The following is a 22,317-nucleotide window of genomic DNA, read 5'->3' as shown; positions in this document are numbered from 1 at the left end:
AATGGTGGCGCGGTCTGGTGAATTTGAACTGATCGCGCGCTATTTTGCGCCCATTTCCCGGCGTTCGGCGGCGTCACTGGCCTTAAGTGATGATGCCGCCATTTTTTCCCAACGCCAAAATCATGAAACCGTTGTGACCTGCGATGCGCTGGTTGCCGATGTGCATTTTCGGGCCGAAGACAGCCCGGAAATGATTGCGCGCAAGGTGTTACGCGTGAACCTTTCCGATATTGCCGCTATGGGGGCAAAACCGGTCGGGGTGGTGTTGGCTGCCGGTTATAACCGCGACCTGCCCGAAGACTGGATTGTTGCCTTTGCCAAAGCATTTGGCGAAGACTGTGCCGATTTTGATGTCGGTCTGTTTGGCGGCGATACGGTTAGCACACCTGGCCCCAGCTTTTTCAGCCTGACGGCCTTTGGCGAAATTCCCTGTGGGCGCGCCTTGCGCCGCAATGCTGCCCGACCCGGCGATGTTGTGGCCGTCACCGGGACCCTGGGCGACGCGACCTTGGGCCTGGCTGTGTTGCAAGGCCGTCTTGACCTGCACGATGCACAGCATCACGATTATCTGTGTAATCGTTACTGGTTGCCCCAACCCCGACTGGATACCGGAATGACGGCCGCATCTCTTGCGCGTCGGGTGGCGGCAATGGATATTTCCGACGGTTTGGCAGGCGACATTCGCAAGATTGCAACGGCATCAAATGTGGGTTTTGTTTTACAACAAAACCTGATCCCGCTTTCGGACAGTGCGCAGGCCGCCATTAATCTTGATCCCGTTCACTGGCAAAGCATTTTGGCCGGCGGGGATGATTATGAATTATTGCTGTGCGGGCACGCTGCCGATATTGCCCGTTTGGGGCCGGATGTCACCGTGATCGGTACCGTTACAGATAAACCTAGCGAGGTGCTGATTGTGGACCATAACGGAAAAATGGCCGAACTCACCAAAGGTGGTTTCGACCATTTTTCAATGTGATATCAGATATTCTTAATTGTGTTTATCACGAATAAGCGGTTACTTGTCCGTGTCGGAAAAACGTCCCAGATTGCCAAACAGCTGTTGCAAAATTGTAAGTTCGCGCCCGGCTGTCGGGGTGACGCGGTCGGTGGGTTCCACCGGCTTGCCATCTTCAAGATGATACTGTTTAACCAGATCGACCCGGTTGGCTGTGTCAAAGCTGATGACAACAACTTCCTGTTTGATGACTTCAGGTTTAAAAAAAGCCAGCGTTTCAACCTGCCGCGAGATATAAAGCCAGACATTGGGATCAAATGTCGCAATGGTTGAGGGTGTGCCGAGAATATCGGTCACATCGCCTTTGGTAGACTGGCCAACTGTGATTTGACTAAGGTCTTCTGGCTCTGGCAAGTTGCCGCGATTGGCAATTTGCGGGCTGCAGGCAGCAAGGTATGCGGCGGTAAAACCGGCAATGACGATAAAGGTGAAGCGCTTTAATCTTGAATGCATTGAACCCACCGGAACGATCCGCTTGTTGACGTCGTAAATGAATTGCCTTGAGTTTCAGCGCGAGGCGCATGATATTGCCGGGCAACAGGATGGGACATTGCGTCCCCGGAATTTCAAGGCATTCTGCGTGCCATGGCGGGAATGTCAACGAAGGAGTGGTAAGTTGTTTGGCTGGCTGACAAAAAAAGGCAAAATTCACGATGCTGCCTTTGGGTTATATACGGCTTTGGTAACCCAGGCGCGCCAGCCTGAATTTTACCAGCAGGGCGGCGTTGCCGATACCAAAGAGGGCCGTTTCGACCTGATTTTGGTGCATGCGTTTATTGTCTTCCGGCGATTGAAGACCAGCCCTGCACAAAAAGAACTTGCTCAGCAGGTCTTTGACGTGATGTTTGCGGATATGGACCAGAATATGCGGGAAATGGGTATTGGGGACGTTGGAATCCTCAAGCGTATTCGCAAAATGTCGGAATCCTATCATGGCCGCATCGTTGCCTACGAAGAGGGCGTTGCTGCTGGCGAGGAAACACTGGGCGCAGCCCTTAATCGCAATTTGTTTGCAGATACCTCTGTTTCCGAGGCACAAATTACGATGATGTCCAAATATGTATATGCCGCCATCGACCATCTTTCGACACAGGAAGACAGTGCGTTGATGCGCGGTGAAGTATCATTTCCGGCGCCGCCATACGAGCCGTCCGGATTTTAAAACCGAAAACAAAAGAGCTTACGCATGTCTGATAAACTGACACCCGAATTTTCGCACATTGTTAAAGTCGCGGAACTGGTTGCAAAAAAAACCACCTTTGAAATTGAAGCCAGTGCCGCAGAACGGGCCGCCCTTGCAGACCGGTTTGATCTGGCCGGCATTGAAAAAATGGCTGCCAAACTGACACTGCAACTTGCCGGTAATGGCGAAGTTACCGTGCGGGGCACACTTCATGCCGAAATCACACAGCGCTGTGTTGTGACGCTCGAGCCGGTGCCTGAAATTGTCGATGATGAAATTGAAGTTCTTTATTCTCCGCATGTCAGTGAAGAAAATATGCCGTCCACGGCAGATGATCTTGAGGGGCTGACCGAAGACGAATTGATGGCGTTGTTAGACCAGCCTGAACCGCTGACCGACGGTATTATTGATCTTGGTGAAGTTGCCGCACAATTCCTGGCCATTTCGATGGACCCGTATCCGCGCAAGGAAGGGGTTGATATCGAGGAATTTGTCGAGAATGAAGAAGCCGAAGAAAAACCGAATCCGTTTGCAAAGCTGGCTGGCCTCAAGGATAAACTTGAGAACAAGAACGAGGGGTTCTGACGCTTTACCTTGTGCCGCACTGGAATTTCCGGTAATTACGGGCGTTCCGGGCGTATCTCGCTAAACCGTCGCGCAGACCGGTTTTGCGGCGGTTACGTTTTCCTGCATTAATGTTTAAAACAACGACAAGAGAATACATTGCCTGAACAGGTTCGCATTTCACTTGACGCGATGGGGGGAGACCACGCGCCCGACATGGTCGTCGCGGGGGCAGAAATCGCGCTTAAACGTATGCCGCATCTTAAATTTTTAATGTATGGCGATGAAGCGCGGATCAAGCCGCTTCTGGACACTTGTCCGGAACTGGCGGCTGTAACCGAAATTCGCCATGCATCGCAGGAAGTCACAATGGACGATAAACCGTCCGTGGCTTTGCGCCAGCGTCGGGACTCCAGCATGCGGCTGGCCATCAATGCGGTTAAGGAAGGCGAGGCGCAAGGTGTTGTGTCTGCCGGAAATACCGGGGCGTTGATGGCAATGGCCAAGTTTGTTTTAAAAACATTGCCAGGAATTGATCGCCCGGCCATTGCAACCTATATGCCGACCCAGCGTGGTGAGACCATCATGCTTGATCTCGGTGCCAATATTGAATGCAATGAAAATAACCTGGTGCAATTTGCCCTGCTTGGCGAAGTCTTTGCCCGGGTTTTGTTTGGTATTGAAAAGCCGTCTGTCGGGTTGCTCAATGTCGGTATCGAGGAACTTAAAGGCAATGAATCGGTAAAAAAGGCGGCGTCTATTTTACGCGAAATCAACCTGCCGATCCAGTTTGCCGGTTTTGTTGAAGGCGACGACCTTGCAAAGGGGACTGTTGATGTCATCGTGACCGACGGTTTTACCGGCAATGTTGCCCTGAAAACTGCCGAGGGTACCGCAAGATTGCTGGTGCATTTCCTGCGCGAGACATTTCGCAGCTCGTTCTGGGCGAAAGTTGGCTATCTTCTGGCCCGCCGGTCGTTGCAGCGTTTTCGCGAGCGGATGGACCCGCGTCGCTATAATGGTGCAATGTTGCTTGGCCTGAACGGTATTGCCGTTAAAAGTCATGGCGGGACGGATGCCCTTGGTTTTTCAAATGCCATCGGCGTCTGCCATGATCTTATTGCCAATCGCCTGAATGACACGATCAAGGCCGAAATTGCATCGTTTGAGGCAGAAATGTCAAAAGCCGAAGCAGCCAAGGCGGCGGTTGCCCTCCAGGATACCGCACAATAATCCCTTCGTTTAAATTTTCGTATATTGGCAGTTCCCTATCATGACAGTTCGTTCACGCATCATCGGTTGCGGTTCCTATCTTCCCTCGACAATCCTGACCAATGAAGAGCTATCGCGGCGCGTAGATACAACTGATGAATGGATCGTGGCACGGACGGGGATCCGTCAGCGCCACATTGCTGCCGAAGGCGAAATGACCAGTGATCTGGCCTATAATGCCGCAATCAAGGCGATGGAACATGCAAATGTGACCGCCGCCGATGTTGACATGATCATTGTTGCAACAGCTACACCCGATAACACCTTTCCGGCAACGGCCACCAAGGTCCAGAACAGATTAGGTGTGGTTGGCTTTGCCTTTGATATTCAGGCGGTATGTTCGGGCTTTATTTATGCCCTGACCACAGCGGATATGTATATCCGCAACGGCCAGGCCAAAACGGTGCTGGTGATCGGTGCGGAAACATTTTCGCGTATTCTCGATTGGGAAGACCGCAGCACCTGTGTTTTGTTTGGCGATGGGGCCGGGGCGGTTATTGTTCAGGCGCATGAAGGCGTCGGCACAATTAACGATCAGGGTATTTTGGCATCAAGGCTTCATTCCGATGGCAGCAAATACGAATTGCTCCATGTGGATGGTGGCCCGTCTTCAACCCAAACGGTTGGGCATTTACGAATGGAAGGGCGCGAGGTCTTCCGCCACGCTGTGACCAATCTGGCCGCTGTTATTCGGGAAGTTCTCGACGATACCGGCATTACTGCCGATCAGATTGACTGGTTAGTCCCCCATCAGGCCAATCAGCGCATTCTGGACGGAACTGCGCGCAAGTTTGGCATCTCGGCGGAGCGCGTTGTCATGACCGTTGATCGCCATGCCAATACCTCGGCGGCATCCATTCCGTTGGCATTAAGCGAAGCTGTCCATGATGGACGCATCAAACGCGGTGATATTGTCATTCTGGAAGCGATGGGGGGCGGTTTTACCTGGGGTGCATCGCTGGTTCGGTGGTAACGTATAGTTGAATTTTGGCGGTTAAAGCTACGATTTTTGAAAAATATATTAAAAATCAATGCTTTGGCGTAAAAAGTACAACTTTCCGCCACAATCAAGTGTATCCTATTGATATTGACTGGTTTAACCACCAATTATAACCTTGTGTTCATTGCCCAGTTATGAGGAGGCGGTCTGCATGTCGGAAACAACGGTTACCCGCGCCGATCTAGCCGAAGCGGTTTATCAGGAAGTCGGCCTTTCGCGTAACGAATCTGCGCAGTTGCTTGAAACGGTTCTGGATGAAATTTCCGGGGCGTTGATTCGGGATGAAGTTGTTAAAATATCATCGTTCGGCAGTTTTTCTGTCCGCAGCAAGGGTGAGCGTATCGGACGCAACCCCAAGACGGGCGAAGAAGTTCCGATTTTACCGCGAAAAGTGCTGGTTTTCAGGCCGTCACAGGTGCTCAAATCGCGCATCAACGCATAATTACGAATAAACGCGATCAATGAAAAATGAACCGGGGGAGACGGCGAAAAATCGCCGTACCGTTAAATCTGACTCTGCTTTTCGCACAATCAGTGAGGCCGCAACCGAGCTTGGGTTGCAGCAACATGTTTTGCGTTTTTGGGAGCAGAAGTTTCCGCAAATCAAGCCTATGAAGCGGGCGGGGGGCCGTCGCTATTACCGGCCCGACGATATCGAGTTTCTGCAAGGTATTCGCGCGCTTTTGCATGATCAGGGCTACACCATCAAAGGTGTGCAAAAACTGATCGCGCAGAACGGTGGCAGCTTGCCCGATGGTATGGCGTCGTCGCCGCAGGGTGTCGATCGCCAAACCGATGGCGCCGCCAGTTTTCAGGGGCTGCCCGGTGCGGAACCATCGCCCTTGGCCGATGGCGTTGATGTTACTTTGGATTCTGGCAATTCCGGTGTTGATCGGCATGCGTTGGCAAACCTTCTGGGTGAATTGGAAGGGCTTCAATCGCTTTTGCGGACTGCCCTTGAGAAAGTGCAAAAAAATCCGTAAAAACTATTTGCGTCTTGGGCGTGGCGGGGCTATGTATCTGTCCGCGCCGCAAGGCGCACATCGGTCGGAGCGTGGCGCAGCCTGGTAGCGCACCTGCATGGGGTGCAGGGGGTCGGAGGTTCGAATCCTCTCGCTCCGACCAATATCTTCCTGAAATTTAAAATGCCTTCAATGACCTGCCCAAAATTTTGGTGCGGGTTTTTTGTTGTTTAAATCCGCCACACAGGCGTGCAAAACCAAACGGCGCACTTGACCGGTCAGGTTACATTATTCAGCGCCATCCTTGGCCATCTTGCGCCCGCGCGCGGTCAGCTTGCAGACCAGCCAGTCCGGTTTTAACGGATTGGCGAACCACGGCTCCGCCCAGCCATGTTTGATACATGCCTGCACGGTTTTTGCCGGAACCTGACGACCGTTTGTATCAAATAGTGGCAATTTGCCGCCGGGCTGGGTTAAGCCGCGCCGGAGCCAGTTATATTGGATGGCGGTTGGTTTTGCAGCCTTGGAGGAGGGCATGGTAAACTTTCCCTGTTCCGCATGATGGTAACGAATACGATCTGGTGCAGGCATGGTTAAGGCAAAGCGATGCAAAGTTTCGCCGATATTTAAAACAGGAGCAACCGGCATGACGCATTCACCAGATGATGAGGCCAAACTTGTCATGTTATACGTGACGGTCCCCGATATGGCCTGTGGCAAGGCTATTGCCCGTTCTGCGGTAAGCCACAAGCTGGCCGCCTGTGCCAATATTTTACCGGTCATGACCGCGATTTACCAATGGCAAGGCGTGCTTGAAGAAGGCAACGAGGCCGTGTTGCTGTTAAAGACCCGTCAAACGCTGGTGGTGGCCTTGATGGAACATGTGGTCAACCAGCACCCCTATGATACGCCCTGCATTATGGAACTGCCTTTGGGGCGCATAAATGGCGGGTACGCAACATGGTTGACGGCGCAGCTACAATGAGCGTGCTGACAATGACGTGAACGGTTGTGAGCAGCTTTAAGCACCTGTGAACCGGGGAAACATGAACACTGATGTTGCGCTAAACCGGGTGTCCCCCTAGGATGGGGGCCCATTTGACAAAAGAAGTGACACGATGAACCATTTAACCAAACTGGTCCTGGAAATGGGCCCGCTGGTCCTGTTTTTTGCGGTAAACGCAATCACCCACGATCTGATGAGCGCGACACTGGTCTTTGTTGTCGCCACGATCGTTGCTTTATCGGTGTCCTTTTTGATTAATCGTACCGTTCCGGTTATGCCGCTGATCGGCGGGGTCTTTGTGATCGTGTTTGGCGGGTTAACCCTGTATTTGCAGGACGACCTGTTTATCAAGATCAAGCCGACAATTGTGAACCTGATGTTCGCTGCCATTTTGTTTGGCGGGCTGGCAACCGGAAGGCTGTTTTTGAAACTGGTGCTGGAAAGTGCGTTTCGCGCGGCGGATGAAGGATGGCGGATTTTGACGTGGCGCTGGGGGCTGTTTTTTATTGTTCTGGCCATTGCCAACGAAATTGTATGGCGTAATTTTAGCACCGATTTCTGGGTGGCCTTCAAGGTGTGGGGCGTTACACCGATTACGCTGCTGTTCGGTTTTGCCCAGGTGCCTGTGATCCTGAAATACCAGTTACCTGAAGAAGACGGTGCAGAAGCCTGATACTATTGATATTTTAAGTGCATCCGACAAAGGCGGACCTTCGGGCCCGCCTTTTGTTTTGGTTCTTGTTTTGGTGAAACGGCGATCAGGATAACGTGACGGGCACGGCAATGCTGGCGCTGGCCTGTGCGGCAATGCCTTCTTCGCGGCCGGTAAAACCCAGCCGTTCCGACGTGGTTGCTTTGACGTTAACCCGATCGATGTCAATTGCCAGAATATCGGCAACGGCCTGGCGCATGGCCGCGGTATGCGGGCCGATTTTCGGGCGTTCGCAAATCAGTGTCACATCAACATTCACAATTCTGCCGCCGCGTTTGGCGACCAGCCCGGCAGCATGTTTTAAAAACTGATCGGACGCAGCGCCTTTCCATTGCGGGTCGCTGGGCGGGAAATGCTGGCCGATATCGCCTGCTGCAATGGCACCCAGAATGGCATCTGTCAGCGCGTGTAACCCCACATCGGCATCCGAGTGTCCCTCCAGGCGGGCGTGATGAGGCACGGAGACGCCACATAACATGCAGGCATCGCCGGGCGCAAAGCGGTGAACGTCAAAGCCGGTACCACTGCGAAATTCTTCGGTCGTCATGCCGGGCATGGTCGGGGTCTCCTGATCGGGGCGGGGGCGAACTGTTGCAGCCTGTTTATTCGGGAAATGCTCGCCAATGCGCGATAAATCGTCCCGGCGAGTGATTTTGTCGTTCCCCTCGCTGCCAGCAACACATTTAATCGCGATGCCAAGCTGTTCTAGCAAGCTGGCATCGTCAGTCATTTCCTGACCAGCGAATTTTTCGTGGGCACCCAGAATGGTTTTGAAATGAAAGCCTTGCGGCGTTTGCGCCCGCATCAGGGTTTCGCGCGGGATGGTTCGGGTGATCATGCTGTGCCCGTCGCACTGCTTGATCGTGTCGTTCACCGTAATGCCCGGAATTGCGCCGTCGCAATCAGCAAGGGCCGCCAGCACGCGCTTAATCACATCGGGATCAATGCCGGGTCGGGCGGCGTCGTGGATCAGGACATGATCCGGCGCGGCGTCTTTAAGCGCGCGCAGGCCGTTAAGAACCGATTGCTGACGCGTTAGCCCCCCGGCAACAGCAGGGCGCAAGCCGCCAGAACCGACCAGATCGCCAATCGCAGCATCAAGCCATGCTTGATGATCTTCATTATAGACAACCTGAATATGCGCGGGCGGGCAAAAGTGCATAAACGCTTTAACGCAATGGCGTAAAAGGGTTTTGTCACCTATTTGATGATATTGTTTTGGAAGCGGGTCGCCAAATCTGCTACCGCTACCGGCAGCAACGATGACAACCGAGATTTTTTTGTTCATAAACGATATGCGCTCATATGAATAATGTGGGCCACAAGCTATCTTTCCGGGCCGGGTTTGCCAAGTCGGCAAATTGGCTGTTTTGTTGCCCGCAACCATTCTGGACGTCTGTGTATGATCGCCACTGCCATCCACATCCTTTCGCTGCTGCCGTTAACAGCACAAATATTACGCCGCGAACCGCAGCGTGATCTTTGGCTGTATGGGTCTATCGCACTGGGTATTGTCGGGACCATCGCGGTTTTAAGCCTGACCGGTGAAGCCGTACAATCGCGCGGATTTTCATCAGCATTGCACTGGTCTGAACTGACGGTGCTGTTTGCCTTTGGCGGTATGGCAGGTTGCGATACCCGCCAGCAGGTTTGGCGACTGGCGGGGTATGTCGGGGCGTATTTGCTGCTGTTTGGTGGTGTGGCCGGGGTGTTTGAATCCGTTAATGGGGCCGCACCGGGGCAGGTGGAAGAACAGGTTTTATATTCGGCGTGGCTTTGGGTGCATATCGGAACGTCGCTGGTCACCTACGCACTGGTGACAATTGCGGCGATTGCGGCAATGGCCTATGTCGTGCAGGAAAATGCCCTCAAAACCCGGCGGCCAACCCGCTGGAGCCGTCGTTTGCCCCCGCTTCGCGATAGCGAGCAAATGCTGGTCAGTTATCTTAAATGGTCGGCATGGGTTTTGGTGGTCGGTATTGTCACCGGGTTTGCCTTGCGCCAGGTGGAAGGCACGTCGTTATGGACGGTCGACCACAAAATGTTGCTAACCCTGCTGGGCTTTGCCGTTATTTGCACCTTGATCTGGATTCATGAACGATCCAGCTTGCGCGGTCGGATGGCGGTTCGTTTTGTGCTTGGCGCGTGGCTTCTCTTGACGCTTGCCTTCCCCGGCGTGCGCTTTGTCACGGTTTATCTGCTGGGATAATCCCCATCTGTGTCGGTGTTAACCCGCATTCCTCAGGCTGTGTCGCTTAGAGTTGTTGCACTCTGCGTTCAGTTTCATTAATCTGCCCAAGTTTTAGGCAATCGGAATATTTTCATGTCGTTGCAGATCGGGTCTGTCAGTGTGTCGGAAAATGTTATTCTGGCACCGATGTCGGGTGTTACCGACCTTCCATTTCGTCAACAGGTCCGCCGGTTTGGCGACCATCTTGTTGTGTCGGAAATGATTGCGTCTGACGCCATGACCCGCATTCAGCACCATCAAAAAGAAGTCCGAAAAATGCACGGCGATTGTGCAGCCGAAAGCCCGCTTTCCGTGCAGCTTGCCGGAACCGACCCCGATGAAATGGCCGAGGCCGCCCGGATGAACGAAGCCCGCGGTGCCATGATCATTGACATCAATATGGGGTGTCCGGCCAAAAAGGTGACCAAGGGCTATGCCGGCTCAGCCTTGATGCGCCAGGAAAAACTGGCTGCCGAGATTATGGAAGCCACGGTGAATGCCGTAAAGGTGCCCGTGACGCTTAAAATGCGCCTGGGCTGGGATGATAATGACCGTAACGCCCCGCGCCTTGGCCGCATTGCCGAGGATTTGGGCATTCGTATGCTAACCGTGCATGGGCGCACGCGGTGCCAGTTCTATAAGGGCGATGCCGACTGGGATGCTATTGCGGATGTCAAAGCCGCGGTAAGCATTCCGGTTATTGGTAATGGCGATATTCACAGCGAGGAAGACGCCGCCGAGCTGCTGCATCGGTCCGGGGCAAATGGGGTTATGATTGGCCGAGGCGCACAGGGGCGGCCATGGTTTTTAAAGCAGGTATCGCATTATTTAAAAACCGGAAACAAGCTGGCGGCACCGTCGCTAGAGCAACAGCTTGAAACCATTTTGACCCATTATGATGCGATTATAGATCATCACGGGCATGTGCCGGGATACCGGATCGCACGCAAGCATTTGGGGTGGTATTGCAATGGCTTGCGTGATGCGACCGAGTTTCGGCGCACTGTTAATGTGTTGGATGATCCAGCACTGGTAAAAGATGCCATTCGCGCCTTTTACGACCCAAAAATTGAAACCGAATTACGGGAATTCGCGGCGTGAGCCGCGACACGCATTCACCTGAACACAAATTGACCATCGGGGGACGGAAGATGAGGCTTGGCTTTGGCAAGGGACACAATGTGGATCCCGCCGGCGTTTTGAACGCAATTGCCAGCGCAGTGGTGGTCGCCGACCGTGATGGGAAAATCCGGTTTGTAAACCAGGCGACCGAACAGCTGTTTAATGCAAGTGCGGGCGTATTGTGCCGCAGCAACCTTAAGGATTTCATTCCCGGTGACAGCCCCGTTTTTTCGTTAATCGCCCAAGCGATTGACGAAGCAACGCTGGTTGCCGATCATGATTTGCTGATTGAAAGCCCCAAAATCGGCCGTCATGCCGTTAACCTGACCGTTGGCTCGATGCCTGATGAAAACGGGTCTGCCGTTTTAACCTTCGAGCCGCGCTCGATTGCGCAAAAAATTGACAATCAGTTGCTTAGTCGTAATTCGGCCCGTTCTGTCAGTGCGATGGCGGCCATTTTGGCCCACGAAATTAAAAATCCGCTATCTGGCATTCGTGGCGCGGCCCAGTTGCTTGAGCAAACGGCGAATGAAGATGACCGGGTTTTAACCCGCCTGATTTGCGATGAAGCCGACCGTATTGTGAACCTGGTCGACCGGATGGAGATTTTTTCCGATAAACCGCTGGAACGCGGTGCGGTTAATATCCATACCGTGCTGGAGCATGTGCGCCGTCTGGCGGAAAACGGCTTTGGCCAAAACCTGCATTTTGAAGAAATTTACGATCCCTCCTTGCCACCGGTTTATGGTAACCGCGACCAGCTTATTCAGGTGTTTTTAAACCTGATCAAGAATGCCGCCGAAGCCGTAAATTCCGACGATGGCCTGATCACTATTTCAACCCGCTATCAGCACGGAATACGCCTTGCTGTTGCGGGGGGTGATACCCGTGTGCATTTGCCGCTGGTGGTTTCTGTCCGTGATAACGGGTCGGGCATACCGCCCGACATGCGCGAAAGCCTGTTTGACCCGTTTGTCACCACCAAACCAACCGGCACCGGGTTGGGGCTGGCTTTGGTCGCAAAAATCATCAGCGACCATGGCGGTGTGATCGAGGTAAAAGATGTGCCCACCGGCGGGGCTGAATTTCAAATTATGTTGCCGATCTATCATCGCACCTTGGCCGAGAATGTGCAGGATAATCAAAAAGATAGCTGGATCAAGGAACACACATTATGAGCGCGCAACCAGCCCGTATTCTTGTCGCCGATGATGATCGCGCCATTCGCACTGTTTTGACCCAGGCCCTGTCGCGCCAGGGCCACGAAGTGCGTAGTACCGGCCATGGTAAAACCCTGTGGGACTGGATCGCCGATGGCGAAGGCGATCTTGTGATTACCGATGTGATGATGCCCGATGAAAACGGCCTCGACATGGTGCCGCGCATTCGCAAATTGCGCCCCGATCTGCGCGTGATTGTAATGAGTGCGCAAAACACCCTGTTAACGGCGGTAAAGGCCGCCCAGCGCGGGGCGTTTGAATATTTGCCAAAACCGTTTGATTTAAACGAGTTGATAAGCATTGTTGATCGTGCGCTTGAGACGCCGATTCATTTGGAAAATACCAAATCGCCCAATGATGAAGGCGATGATCGCCTGCCTTTGATTGGCCGTTCGTCGGCGATGCAGGAAATTTATCGCTCGCTGGCCCGCCTGATGAATACCGACCTGACCGTGATGGTGACGGGCGAAAGCGGAACCGGCAAAGAACTGGTTGCCCGGGCCTTGCACGAATACGGATCGCGGCGCCATGGCCCGTTTGTTGCCATCAACATGGCTGCTATACCGCGTGAATTGATCGAAAGCGAGCTGTTTGGTCATGAAAAGGGGGCCTTTACCGGGGCCAATGAACGCAAGGTTGGCCGGTTTGAACAGGCCGAGGGCGGAACGTTATTTTTAGATGAAATTGGCGATATGCCGCTCGAAGCCCAAACCCGGCTTTTGCGTGTGTTGCAGGAAGGCGAATATACCCGTGTCGGTGGGCGAACCCCCATTCGCGTCAATGTGCGCATTGTTGCCGCTACCCACCGGGATTTACGCAAACTTATTCGCGAGGGCAGCTTCCGCGAAGATTTGTTCTATCGGTTGAACGTCGTGCCAATTCGGTTGCCGAGCCTGCGCGAACGGTTAGAAGACATTCCCGAACTGGTGAACCATTTTCTGACACAGGCGAGCGAGCAGGGCTTGCCGCGCAAAAACCTGTCATCCGATGCGATGGCACGGCTAAAGGCGCATCGCTGGCCTGGCAATATCCGCGAACTTGAAAATATGGTCCGCCGCTTAACCGCCCTGTATTCACAGGACGTGATTGGCGTTGACGTGATCGAGACCGAATTTGCGGAAAACAGCGTTGCCGACGCCGCCCCAATGGGCGAACCGCAATCATTGGCCGAGTCAATCGAGCGCCATGTTCGCGAATATTACGATGCCCATGACGATGATTTACCGTCTAGCGGGCTTTATGATCGCATCTTGCGCGAAATGGAGCGCCCGTTATTGACGGTTACGCTGGAAGCCACACGGGGCAATCAGGTGAAAGCAGCCGAGGTTTTGGGGCTGAACCGTAATACCCTGCGCAAGAAAATTCGTGATCTGGGGCTGGAAGTTGTGCGGGGCGCAAAATGAGCGTCCCGGCGCGCCAACGTCGCAAGGCCTGGCAGCAATCGGCTTTTATTAAAGCTCTGGGCCGCATTGGGCAGTCACGCAAACTGGCCATTGGGCTGGTTATTTCGGCATTGCTTTCGGCCATTGTTACCTATCTGGCAATGACCGGCACAGCGCCGCTTCGGCCCGATCCGCGCACGATTATCATTTTGCTTAATGTCGATCTGGTTTTGCTGCTGGCACTGGCAACGCTGGTGGCGCGCAAGCTGGTGCAAATCTGGGTTGAGCGACGCAAGGGCACCGCCGGGGCCAAACTGCACACCCGCATGGTGTTGATGTTCAGTCTGGTGGCGGTGACGCCGGCAATTGTCGTGGCGGTGTTTTCGGCCCTTTTTCTGCATTTTGGTATTCAGGGCTGGTTTAGCGACCGCATTCGCACCGCTGTCGAAGAAAGCATGGTCATTGCCCAGGCCTATTTGCAAGAACACCAGGAACTGATCCGGGCCGACGCTCTGGCAACCGCCAGCGATTTGCAGCGCCTTGGCGTGTCCTTTGCCACCGATCCCAGCCGTTTGGCACGCATTTTAACCGCACAGGCCGACGCACGCGGCTTGCCCGAGGCCCTGATCATTGATGGCAGTGGCAAGATTATTGCCCAGTCTGATTACAGTTTTTCCTATGATCCCGATGGTGCGCCAGTCCCGCCCGAAGTGTTTGATCGCGCACGGGTCAATGATGTTGTTTTGATGCTGGGCGATACCGAAGACCGTATTCGTGCCGTTGTTCGGCTGGATAATTTTATTGACGGTTTTTTGCTGGTCGGTCGCTTTGTTGACAGTAATGTGCTTGATCGTATCGAGCAGGCGCGACGCGCGGTCAAGGCCTATGAAAACCTTGAAGGCGAACGATCGGGCATTGTCATTACATTCGTGATGATTTTCGTGATTATCGCCGTGGTGCTGTTGTTAGCCGCAGTGATGCTGGGTCTGACGGTGGCAACCGGTATTGTCGAACCTATTTCGCAACTTATCCACGGTGCCGAAAAAGTTCGCGATGGTGATTTGTCCTTTCGCGTGCCATTGGCCGGGCAGGGCGACGAACTTGAAGCGTTAAGTCGCGCCTTTAACCGTATGACCGCACAGCTTGATACCCAGCGCGCCGAATTAATTGCGGCAAACCGCCTGAATGACGAGCGTCGGCGCTTTACCGAGGCTATTCTGGGCGGGGTTACCGCCGGTGTGATGGGCCTGGATGCCGATTGCCGGATCAATTTGCCAAATCGAAGCGCCTCGGAATTGCTGGGGCTGGACCTTGACGAAAAGGTTGGCCATGCCATTTGTGAAGTGATCCCGGAATTTACGGTTCTGTTTGACGAAGCGATCAAGGAAGGTGACCGGTCCAAACCCCGGCAAATTGAAATTCGCCGGGATGGGCTTAATTTGATGCTGCTGGCACGGGTGACGGTGGAACGGGCCGGTGACCGGTCTATTTTTGGCTATGTCGTGACGTTTGATGACGTGACCGAATTGCAAAATGCGCAACGTATGGCCGCCTGGGCCGATGTGGCGCGGCGGATTGCCCACGAAATTAAAAATCCGCTAACCCCGATCCAGCTTTCGGCAGAGCGGCTACGCCGGAAATACCTGAAGGAAATTAAAAGCGATACCGAGGTATTTAAAACCTGCATTGAAACTATTATTCGTCAGGTTGGCGATATTGGACGGATGGTTGACGAATTTTCGTCCTTTGCCCGGATGCCCAGCCCGAAAATGCGCGAAGAAGATTTGGCCGAATTGACTAGAAATGCGCTGTTTTTACAGCAACAGGCGCATGCCTCGATTACCTATGATTTTGCGATTGATGAAAACATCAAAACCAGAATCCAGTGCGACGCACGACAGGTAAATCAGTGTTTGATCAATACGTTAAAAAATGCTGCCGAGGCAATTGCCGGGCGAAATTCCACAGAAGACGATCTTGCGCCGGGCCATATTCGTGTGCAGATCTCGCAGCGCGATGATCCGGGGCAGCGTATAGACATTGTGATTGAAGACAATGGCCGTGGGTTGCCAACCGAACATCGCGAACGTTTGACCGAACCCTATGTGACGACCAGAAGCAAGGGAACCGGGCTTGGCTTGGCAATTGTTAAGAAAATCATGGAAGACCACGGTGGAGAGCTTATACTCGCCGATGGAGCCGAGGTCGGGGCCAGGATAACGTTGTCCTTTCCCCAAAGCTCGGCACAGTTAACGGAAAATTCTTTGGGAAATGATACTGTGCCGCCCACGGCATAAATCAATCCAATCCCGTACGACAACAAACTAGAAACACCAAGGTTACTGTCGAAACATGGCGCACGATATATTAATCGTCGACGATGAAGAAGACATCCGGTCGCTCATTGCGGGCATTCTGGAAGATGAAGGCTATACGACGCGTGCTGCGGGCTCCAGCCAGCAGGCATTGTCGGAGGTGGCCGCACGCAGGCCAACCCTTGTCATTCTTGATATCTGGATGGAAGCCAGCCAGCATGATGGTATTGAAACCTTAAAGCTGATCCAGCGCGAACATCCAGAAGTGCCGGTTGTGATGATTTCGGGGCATGGCAACATTGAAACCGCCCTTGAAGCATCGCGTAACGGGGCCTACGACTTTATCGAAAAACCGTTTAATACCGAGCGCTTGTTGCTTGTTGTTGAGCGCGCCATCGAAGATGCAAGGTTGCGGCGCGAAAACCGCGAACTTATCATGCGCGCCGGTGGCGATGTTGAACTGGTGGGGACAACACCGGTTATTTCCAATTTGCGCCAGTCGATTGAACGGGTGGCACGTACCGGAAGCCGTATTCTGATTTCCGGCCCGGCAGGCACGGGCAAGGAAGTGGTTGCCCGGCTGGTTCACCGCAGTTCGGCCCGGGCCAATGGCCCGTTTGTGGTGTTGAACTGTGCGAATATTTCGCCAGAAACAATGGAAGAATCCTTGTTTGGTGCCGTGGGCAACGCCGCGCGTGATGCCCGCACCGGCATGATGGAAATTGCCCATGGAGGCACCTTGCTGCTTGATGAAGTGGCCGATATGCCGCTCGAAACCCAGGGCAAAATTGTTCGGGTTTTGCAGGACCAGACCTTTGTGCGTGTCGGTGGATCAACCCCGGTGAGTGTTGATGTGCGGGTGATTGCCACTACATCGCGCGATCTTGAAGAAAAAATCGAAGAACAGAAATTCCGCCAGGACCTTTATTACCGGTTAAATGTTGTGCCGCTGGAAGTGCCGCCCTTGTTTGCGCGCCGCGACGACATACCTGAACTGGCAGACTATTTCCTGTCACGCTATGCCGATGCAACCGGCCTGCCACGGCGCAAGCTGTCGCCCGAAGCAATTGCCGCCCTGCATGCCTATGACTGGCCGGGAAATGTGCGTCAGCTTAAAAACGTGATCGAACGGTTGATGATTATGTCGCCGGGTGAAAATGGCCAGATGATCAGTGGTAAAATGCTGCCCAGCGAGCTTTTTTCCGATATGCCGGAATCGCTGGTATTTGATAAAACCAGCGAGATCATGGCGTTACCTCTGCGCGAGGCACGGGAACTATTTGAAAAAGAATATCTTCAAACCCAGGTCGACCGGTTTGGCGGAAACATTTCCAAAACGGCTAATTTTATCGGGATGGAACGTTCCGCCCTGCACAGAAAGCTCAAAAGCCTTGGTATTTATGGTGATCGCGTTACCGATTGATACGCGAACGCTGCCAGCAGGTTTTTGATCAGGAGAAAAATCTAAATGAAAGTCATCATTTGTGGCGCGGGGCAGGTGGGTTTCCACATTGCCAAATATCTTGCTGCCGAACAAAACGATGTAACGGTTATCGACCAGTCTGAAGAACTGATCCGCAAAATCTCCGATACGCTGGAGGTTAAGGGCATCATCGGTTTTGGCTCGCACCCCGATGTATTGCAGCAGGCCGGCGCAGAAGAAGCCGATATGCTGATTGCGGTCACATTTGCTGATGAAGTGAATATGACCGCGTGTCAGGTGGCGCATTCTTTGTTTAATGTGCCAACGAAAATTGCCCGTATCCGCAGCCAAACCTATTTGCAGCCGGAATGGGCCGGGTTGTTTGGCCGCGACAAATTGCCAATCGATGTGGTGATTTCACCAGAAATGGAAGTGGCCCGCGCGATTGCCCGGCGTTTGCGCGCACCGGGCGCCTTCGACATGATCCCGTTTGCCGATGACAAGGTTAAAATCCTTGGTTTGCGCTGCAACGAAGATTGCCCGGTGATCAACACGCCATTGCGTCAATTGCATCAGCTGTTCCCCGACCTGAATATTTCGATCATGGGCATGATCCGTAACGACAAGCCGGTTTACCCCAAGGGGGAAGACCAGATGCTGGCAGGCGATCTGGTTTATCTGGCAGTATCAAGCGATCAGGTTGATCGGGCCATGTCGGCCTTTGGCCATGAAGACCCTGAAGCCCGCCGGATCGTTATTTTTGGCGGCGGCAATATCGCGCTGTTTCTGGCCGAGGAAATCAACAATAACTTTCCCGGTGTGACCACGCGCCTGATCGAATCAGACCCCGAACGCGCACGGTTTGTCGCCCAGAAACTGCCCAAGAAAAGTGTCGTTCTGTGTGGTGACGTTCTGGACCCGGAATTGCTTGAAGAAGCCAACGTTGCCAATGCCGAAGCCGTGGTGGCCCTGACCAATGATGACGAAACCAATATTTTGTCGTCCTTGCTGGCCAAACGCTATGGCTGCCCGCGCGCCCTGACACTGGTGAACAAAAGCACCTATACGTCCCTGGTTTCCGAACTGGGTGTTGATGTGGTGATCAGCCCGCGCATGACAACGGTTTCGACTATTTTGCAACATGTACGTCGGGGCCGCATCCGCGCTGTTCACAGCCTGTCGGAAGGTTTTGGCGAGGTTCTGGAAGCAGAAGCACTCGAAACCGCCCCGATTGTTGGCAAGGCGATCAAGGATATTGCAATGCCGCCCGGTGTGGTGTTTGGCGCAATTTTGCGCAATGACAAGGTTGTCATGCCGCGTGCCAATACCGTGATCGAAGCCAATGACCGCATTGTTGTTTTTTCCGGTTCGGAACAGATCAAGAAAGTTGAAAAGATGTTTGCCGTGCGGTTGGAGTATTTTTAATCTTTCGCGCACCAACAAGCAGATCAGGTTGCGTGTCGCCAGCGTGATCTGATTTTTCATCTTCGACAATTCAAAGGTTGGACAATGTCGCGTATTGCTTATGTCAACGGTCGGTACCTTCCCCATGCGGATGCATCGGTTCATGTCGAGGATCGCGGGTTTCAGTTTGCCGACGGCGTTTATGAAGTTATTGCGGTATATAAAGACCAGTTGATTGACGAGAAAGGCCATCTTGACCGCCTTGAACGATCCCTGGCAGAACTGCGCATTGCCATGCCGTTGGCCCGCACGGCCCTTGCCCAGATTTTACGCCGGATGGTCCGGCTTAATCTGGTGCGCGAAGGGCTGGTTTATATGCAGGTGACACGCGGTGTGTCGCCGCGTGATTTTCCGTTTCCCTATGCGGCCATGCCAACAATTGTTGTTACAGCACGCAACAAGGCGTTTCCGGGACGCGAGGTAAAGGCGGCCACCGTCATTACCACGCCAGATCAGCGTTGGGCGCGGCGGGATATTAAATCGGTGGCGCTGTTACCGGCGGCCTTGGCCAAACAAAAAGCCCGCGAAGCTGGTGCCTTTGAAGCCTGGCAGGTTGATGGAGATGGCTTTGTGACCGAAGGGGCATCTTCGAATGCGTGGATTGTAACCAAAGAAAACGTCATTGTTACCCGCGCGGCCGACCATAATATTTTGCGGGGAATTACCCGGATGGCGATTTTGGATTTTGCCCGGGAAAACGGCTTCAAATACGAAGAACGAGCTTTTAGCGTTGAAGAAGCCCAAAATGCCCGCGAAGCCTTTGTTTCCAGTGCCAGCACCTTTGTGATGCCCATCTGGAAAATTGATAACGTTGCAATTAGCAATGGCGAAATGGGACCGGTCGCAAAAACCTTGCGCGATGCCTATTTTGACGCAATGGACCAGTTGGCAAATGATGCCAAAAGCAAATCGAAAAGCTGATTTCCGATAGGGCATGCTACGCTACGCCGTGCGAAATATCGCGACGTGATCATGCGCCATATTTATGTAAACAGTTACCTTTTTATTATAACGAACTGAAAATGCTACTATGTCAGAAATCATATTGCCGCTTCCCGACGCCGTCCTGTTTGACTGGGACAACACCCTTGTCGATAGTTGGGGCCCTATTCTGGTGGCTCTTAATTTGACATTCGATGATTACGGTCTGGAACGCTGGACCATGGAAGAAGCCCATGTGCGCGTTGCCCGGTCCTTGCGCGACAGCTTCCCCGCTTTGTTTGGCGATGACTGGGGAAAAGCCAAAGATCGTTTTTACGAGCATTTCCACCAGATCCATCTTGAGAAATTAAGCCCGCTAAACGGGGCGCATAATTTGTTGCTGGCGTTAAAAGATGCCGGGATTTACACGGCAATTGTCAGCAACAAGCATGGTGATTTTTTACGTGCCGAGGTGGCTCATCTCGAATGGGGGCACTTTTTTGGCCAGCAGGTCGGGGCGACCGATGCCCCCAATGACAAACCGGCACTTGACCCGGTTCATATGGCGCTGGGCGAAAATGCTGCAATGCAAGGTGGGACTCTGTGGTTTGTCGGTGATAGCGTGGTTGACATTCAGTGTGCGCGCAATGCCGGGGCCGTGGCAATCATTGTCGGCAGTGAAGTAACCGGAGGTGCGGACGCCGCAGAAACCAGCGCTTTTTGCCCGGATTGGCATTTCACTGATTGCGAAGAGCTTGCAGGGGTTGTAAAACACTTAAGGAAAGCCTTATAGTTTCATCAGGTCATAAGAAGGTGGGACGCGAACCGTAAATTTCATAAAGGACTAGCGGTTCGGTATTTTCCTTGACTGCCCAAAACCAAAAAAACGCTCATAAAAGAAGGCTAGGTCTAACCAATGGCGGAAAAATCACAAAATGTTCAGGACGTATTCCTGAATTATTGCCGTAAAAACAAAACGCCGGTTACCGTATTTCTGGTCAACGGAGTCAAATTACAGGGTATTATCACCTGGTTTGACAATTTTTCTGTTTTGCTGCGGCGCGATGCCCACACACAGCTTGTTTACAAACACGCGATTTCGACGGTAATGCCGACGACGCCAATTAAATTGTTTGATCCAAGCCAGCCTGCAACGGACGAAGAAAATAGCTGACGAAACACTGACATCGGGGGTGGACGACGAAGACGCTCGCCCCCGCGTCTTGGTGATCCATCCGGATCCCAAACGTATGGATGCCGCTTCTGCCTGGCGTGATGCGCAATCGCGTCTTGATGAAGCCGTAAATTTAACGGGTGCGCTGGATTTTGACGTGGCCGGGGCGCAAATCGTCTCGATCGCGAAGCCGCGCCCTGCAACCCTTTTTGGTACGGGCACAGTCGAGAAAATCGGCGAGTGGATCCGTGACGAAGAAGCCGATCTGGTTATGGTCAACGGCCAGCTAACGCCGATCCAGCAACGTAATCTTGAACGTTCCTGGAAAGCCAAGGTTATTGACCGTACCGGCCTGATCCTGGAAATTTTTGCCAACCGGGCGCAAACCCGTGAAGGCAGCTTGCAGGTTCAACTGGCCTTGCTGAGTTATCAGCGGTCACGACTGGTTCGGACATGGACCCACCTTGAACGCCAGCGCGGCGGTCGGGGGTTTTTGGCAGGTCCGGGTGAACGCCAGATCGAAATTGACCGTCGTTTAATCGGTGACAAGCTGGCAAAACTTCGGCGCGAGCTTGAAGAAGTTAAACGCACCCGCGATTTGCACCGCAAGGCGCGCCGTCGGGTGCCTTACCCGATTGTTGCGCTGGTTGGTTATACCAACGCGGGTAAATCGACCTTGTTTAACCGTCTTACCCGGTCGGATGTTTTTGTTGAGGACATGTTGTTCGCAACCCTTGATCCGACCATGCGCGGCCTGGAACTGCCCAGCGGTCGCAAGGTGATTTTGTCCGACACGGTTGGCTTCGTCTCCGATTTGCCACATGACCTGGTCGCTGCTTTTCGCGCAACCCTTGAAGAAGTGCTCGAAGCGGACCTGATTGTGCATGTGCGCGATGCCTCTTCGCCCGAAACCGATGCCCAAAAGCAGGACGTGCTGGAAGTTCTCAAGGAATTGGGTCTTCAGCAGGTAATTGACGGTGCCGAACTTGTTGAAGCCTTGAACAAGGCCGATCTTCTTAACGAGGAAGACGGGCTGGCTGTGCGCGAGCTGAGCAATCGCACCGAAAACACCATGGTTGTTTCCGCCCTGACAGGCGACAACTGCCAGAACCTGTTGCAGCTGATCGAAGACCGGTTAACGGCAGAAATGCCGGTGTTTCAGGTGCTTGTGCCTTATGCCAATGGCAAGGCACTGGCCGGGCTTTATCAACAGGGTGAAGTGTTGAATCGTGTTGAAGGCAATGATGGTATCAGCATTCAAATCCGCCTTGATGAAACCCGTGTTGGTAAATTTGACGACTGGTGCCAGAAAAACGGTTTGGAACTTTATTCCGTATAACCCGAAAACG

General features: G+C 53.2%; 23 protein-coding genes and 1 tRNA gene. 21 read left to right on the top strand and 3 right to left on the bottom strand.

Features of this window, described 5'->3' with window-relative positions; genetic code table 11:
* Window position 1 precedes the first annotated feature (1 nt).
* Window positions 2-979, top strand: coding sequence for a thiamine-phosphate kinase (gene thiL / locus TMES_RS12815; protein WP_085583122.1), 978 nt, complete (start codon window positions 2-4; stop codon window positions 977-979).
* 39 nt (window positions 980-1,018) lie between these two features.
* Here the strand turns inward: thiL and TMES_RS12810 are convergent, their stop codons facing one another.
* Complete coding sequence (locus tag TMES_RS12810; protein ID WP_085583120.1) at window positions 1,019-1,471, bottom strand: outer membrane protein assembly factor BamE; 453 nt, start codon at window positions 1,469-1,471, stop codon at window positions 1,019-1,021.
* A 163-nt stretch (window positions 1,472-1,634) separates the two neighbouring features.
* On the opposite strand from TMES_RS12810, the gene TMES_RS12805 reads away from it, so the two are divergent.
* From TMES_RS12805 to TMES_RS12775, 7 genes are all read left to right on the top strand, one after another.
* Window positions 1,635-2,180 carry a ubiquinol-cytochrome C chaperone family protein gene (locus TMES_RS12805; RefSeq protein ID WP_085583118.1) on the top strand — a complete coding sequence of 182 codons (546 nt, stop codon included), beginning with the start codon at window positions 1,635-1,637 and terminating at the stop codon, window positions 2,178-2,180.
* A 24-nt stretch (window positions 2,181-2,204) separates the two neighbouring features.
* A complete protein-coding gene (locus TMES_RS12800) occupies window positions 2,205-2,786 on the top strand; it encodes a YceD family protein (RefSeq protein WP_085583116.1) in 582 nt (193 codons plus the stop codon).
* 138 nt (window positions 2,787-2,924) lie between these two features.
* Window positions 2,925-3,998 carry a phosphate acyltransferase PlsX gene (gene plsX, locus TMES_RS12795; protein WP_085583114.1) on the top strand — a complete coding sequence of 358 codons (1,074 nt, stop codon included), beginning with the start codon at window positions 2,925-2,927 and terminating at the stop codon, window positions 3,996-3,998.
* A gap of 40 nt (window positions 3,999-4,038) precedes the next feature.
* Window positions 4,039-5,010, top strand: coding sequence for a beta-ketoacyl-ACP synthase III (locus TMES_RS12790; protein ID WP_085583112.1), 972 nt, complete (start codon window positions 4,039-4,041; stop codon window positions 5,008-5,010).
* Window positions 5,011-5,188: 178 nt separating this feature from the next.
* Window positions 5,189-5,479 (top strand): integration host factor subunit alpha, encoded by a 291-nt coding sequence (locus TMES_RS12785; RefSeq protein ID WP_085583110.1) that lies wholly within the window; start codon window positions 5,189-5,191, stop codon window positions 5,477-5,479.
* A 19-nt stretch (window positions 5,480-5,498) separates the two neighbouring features.
* Window positions 5,499-6,020, top strand: a complete 522-nt coding sequence (locus tag TMES_RS12780; protein WP_085583108.1) for a MerR family transcriptional regulator — start codon at window positions 5,499-5,501, stop codon at window positions 6,018-6,020.
* A 65-nt stretch (window positions 6,021-6,085) separates the two neighbouring features.
* Window positions 6,086-6,162, top strand: a tRNA-Pro gene (locus TMES_RS12775).
* 125 nt (window positions 6,163-6,287) lie between these two features.
* Here the strand turns inward: TMES_RS12775 and TMES_RS12770 are convergent.
* Complete coding sequence (locus tag TMES_RS12770) at window positions 6,288-6,536, bottom strand: hypothetical protein (protein ID WP_085583575.1); 249 nt, start codon at window positions 6,534-6,536, stop codon at window positions 6,288-6,290.
* A gap of 109 nt (window positions 6,537-6,645) precedes the next feature.
* Between TMES_RS12770 and cutA the strand changes: the two genes are divergently transcribed.
* Window positions 6,646-6,984 (top strand): divalent-cation tolerance protein CutA, encoded by a 339-nt coding sequence (gene cutA / locus TMES_RS12765; RefSeq protein WP_085583106.1) that lies wholly within the window; start codon window positions 6,646-6,648, stop codon window positions 6,982-6,984.
* Window positions 6,985-7,117: 133 nt separating this feature from the next.
* On the top strand, window positions 7,118-7,678 hold the full coding sequence (locus TMES_RS12760) for a septation protein A (RefSeq protein ID WP_085583104.1): 561 nt from the start codon (window positions 7,118-7,120) through the stop codon (window positions 7,676-7,678).
* Between the two features lie 85 nt (window positions 7,679-7,763).
* On the opposite strand, the gene TMES_RS12755 is transcribed toward TMES_RS12760, so the two are convergent.
* Window positions 7,764-9,005 (bottom strand): bifunctional 2-C-methyl-D-erythritol 4-phosphate cytidylyltransferase/2-C-methyl-D-erythritol 2,4-cyclodiphosphate synthase, encoded by a 1,242-nt coding sequence (locus TMES_RS12755; RefSeq protein ID WP_085583102.1) that lies wholly within the window; start codon window positions 9,003-9,005, stop codon window positions 7,764-7,766.
* A gap of 114 nt (window positions 9,006-9,119) precedes the next feature.
* On the opposite strand from TMES_RS12755, the gene TMES_RS12750 reads away from it, so the two are divergent.
* The 11 genes from TMES_RS12750 to hflX all read left to right on the top strand — a co-directional run bounded on the left by TMES_RS12750 (window position 9,120) and on the right by hflX (window position 22,307).
* Window positions 9,120-9,926, top strand: a complete 807-nt coding sequence (locus tag TMES_RS12750) for a cytochrome C assembly family protein (protein WP_085583573.1) — start codon at window positions 9,120-9,122, stop codon at window positions 9,924-9,926.
* A 114-nt stretch (window positions 9,927-10,040) separates the two neighbouring features.
* Window positions 10,041-11,048, top strand: a complete 1,008-nt coding sequence (dusB, locus tag TMES_RS12745; RefSeq protein ID WP_085583100.1) for a tRNA dihydrouridine synthase DusB — start codon at window positions 10,041-10,043, stop codon at window positions 11,046-11,048.
* A gap of 50 nt (window positions 11,049-11,098) precedes the next feature.
* Entirely contained in the window at window positions 11,099-12,247 is a 1,149-nt protein-coding gene (locus TMES_RS12740; protein WP_085583098.1) for a two-component system sensor histidine kinase NtrB, read from the top strand.
* Window positions 12,244-13,692 carry a nitrogen regulation protein NR(I) gene (gene ntrC, locus TMES_RS12735; RefSeq protein ID WP_085583096.1) on the top strand — a complete coding sequence of 483 codons (1,449 nt, stop codon included), beginning with the start codon at window positions 12,244-12,246 and terminating at the stop codon, window positions 13,690-13,692. The genes TMES_RS12740 and ntrC overlap by 4 nt, the downstream gene beginning before the upstream one ends.
* A complete protein-coding gene (locus TMES_RS12730) occupies window positions 13,689-15,968 on the top strand; it encodes a sensor histidine kinase NtrY-like (protein ID WP_085583094.1) in 2,280 nt (759 codons plus the stop codon). Before ntrC ends, TMES_RS12730 begins: the two co-directional genes overlap by 4 nt.
* A gap of 55 nt (window positions 15,969-16,023) precedes the next feature.
* On the top strand, window positions 16,024-17,409 hold the full coding sequence (gene ntrX, locus TMES_RS12725) for a nitrogen assimilation response regulator NtrX (protein ID WP_085583092.1): 1,386 nt from the start codon (window positions 16,024-16,026) through the stop codon (window positions 17,407-17,409).
* A 45-nt stretch (window positions 17,410-17,454) separates the two neighbouring features.
* On the top strand, window positions 17,455-18,834 hold the full coding sequence (gene trkA / locus TMES_RS12720; RefSeq protein WP_085583090.1) for a Trk system potassium transporter TrkA: 1,380 nt from the start codon (window positions 17,455-17,457) through the stop codon (window positions 18,832-18,834).
* 84 nt (window positions 18,835-18,918) lie between these two features.
* A complete protein-coding gene (locus TMES_RS12715; RefSeq protein WP_085583088.1) occupies window positions 18,919-19,794 on the top strand; it encodes a D-amino-acid transaminase in 876 nt (291 codons plus the stop codon).
* Window positions 19,795-19,903: 109 nt separating this feature from the next.
* A complete protein-coding gene (locus tag TMES_RS12710) occupies window positions 19,904-20,587 on the top strand; it encodes an HAD family hydrolase (RefSeq protein WP_085583086.1) in 684 nt (227 codons plus the stop codon).
* A 123-nt stretch (window positions 20,588-20,710) separates the two neighbouring features.
* Complete coding sequence (hfq, locus tag TMES_RS12705; protein ID WP_007089557.1) at window positions 20,711-20,968, top strand: RNA chaperone Hfq; 258 nt, start codon at window positions 20,711-20,713, stop codon at window positions 20,966-20,968.
* A 76-nt stretch (window positions 20,969-21,044) separates the two neighbouring features.
* A complete protein-coding gene (hflX, locus tag TMES_RS12700) occupies window positions 21,045-22,307 on the top strand; it encodes a GTPase HflX (protein ID WP_085583084.1) in 1,263 nt (420 codons plus the stop codon).
* Window positions 22,308-22,317: the final 10 nt, after the last annotated feature.

It is taken from the genome of Thalassospira mesophila, from assembly GCF_002115755.1.
In the GTDB taxonomy this organism is placed as follows: Bacteria; Pseudomonadota; Alphaproteobacteria; order Rhodospirillales; family Thalassospiraceae; genus Thalassospira; species Thalassospira mesophila.
This window is presented reverse-complemented; position numbering and strand designations above follow the sequence as displayed.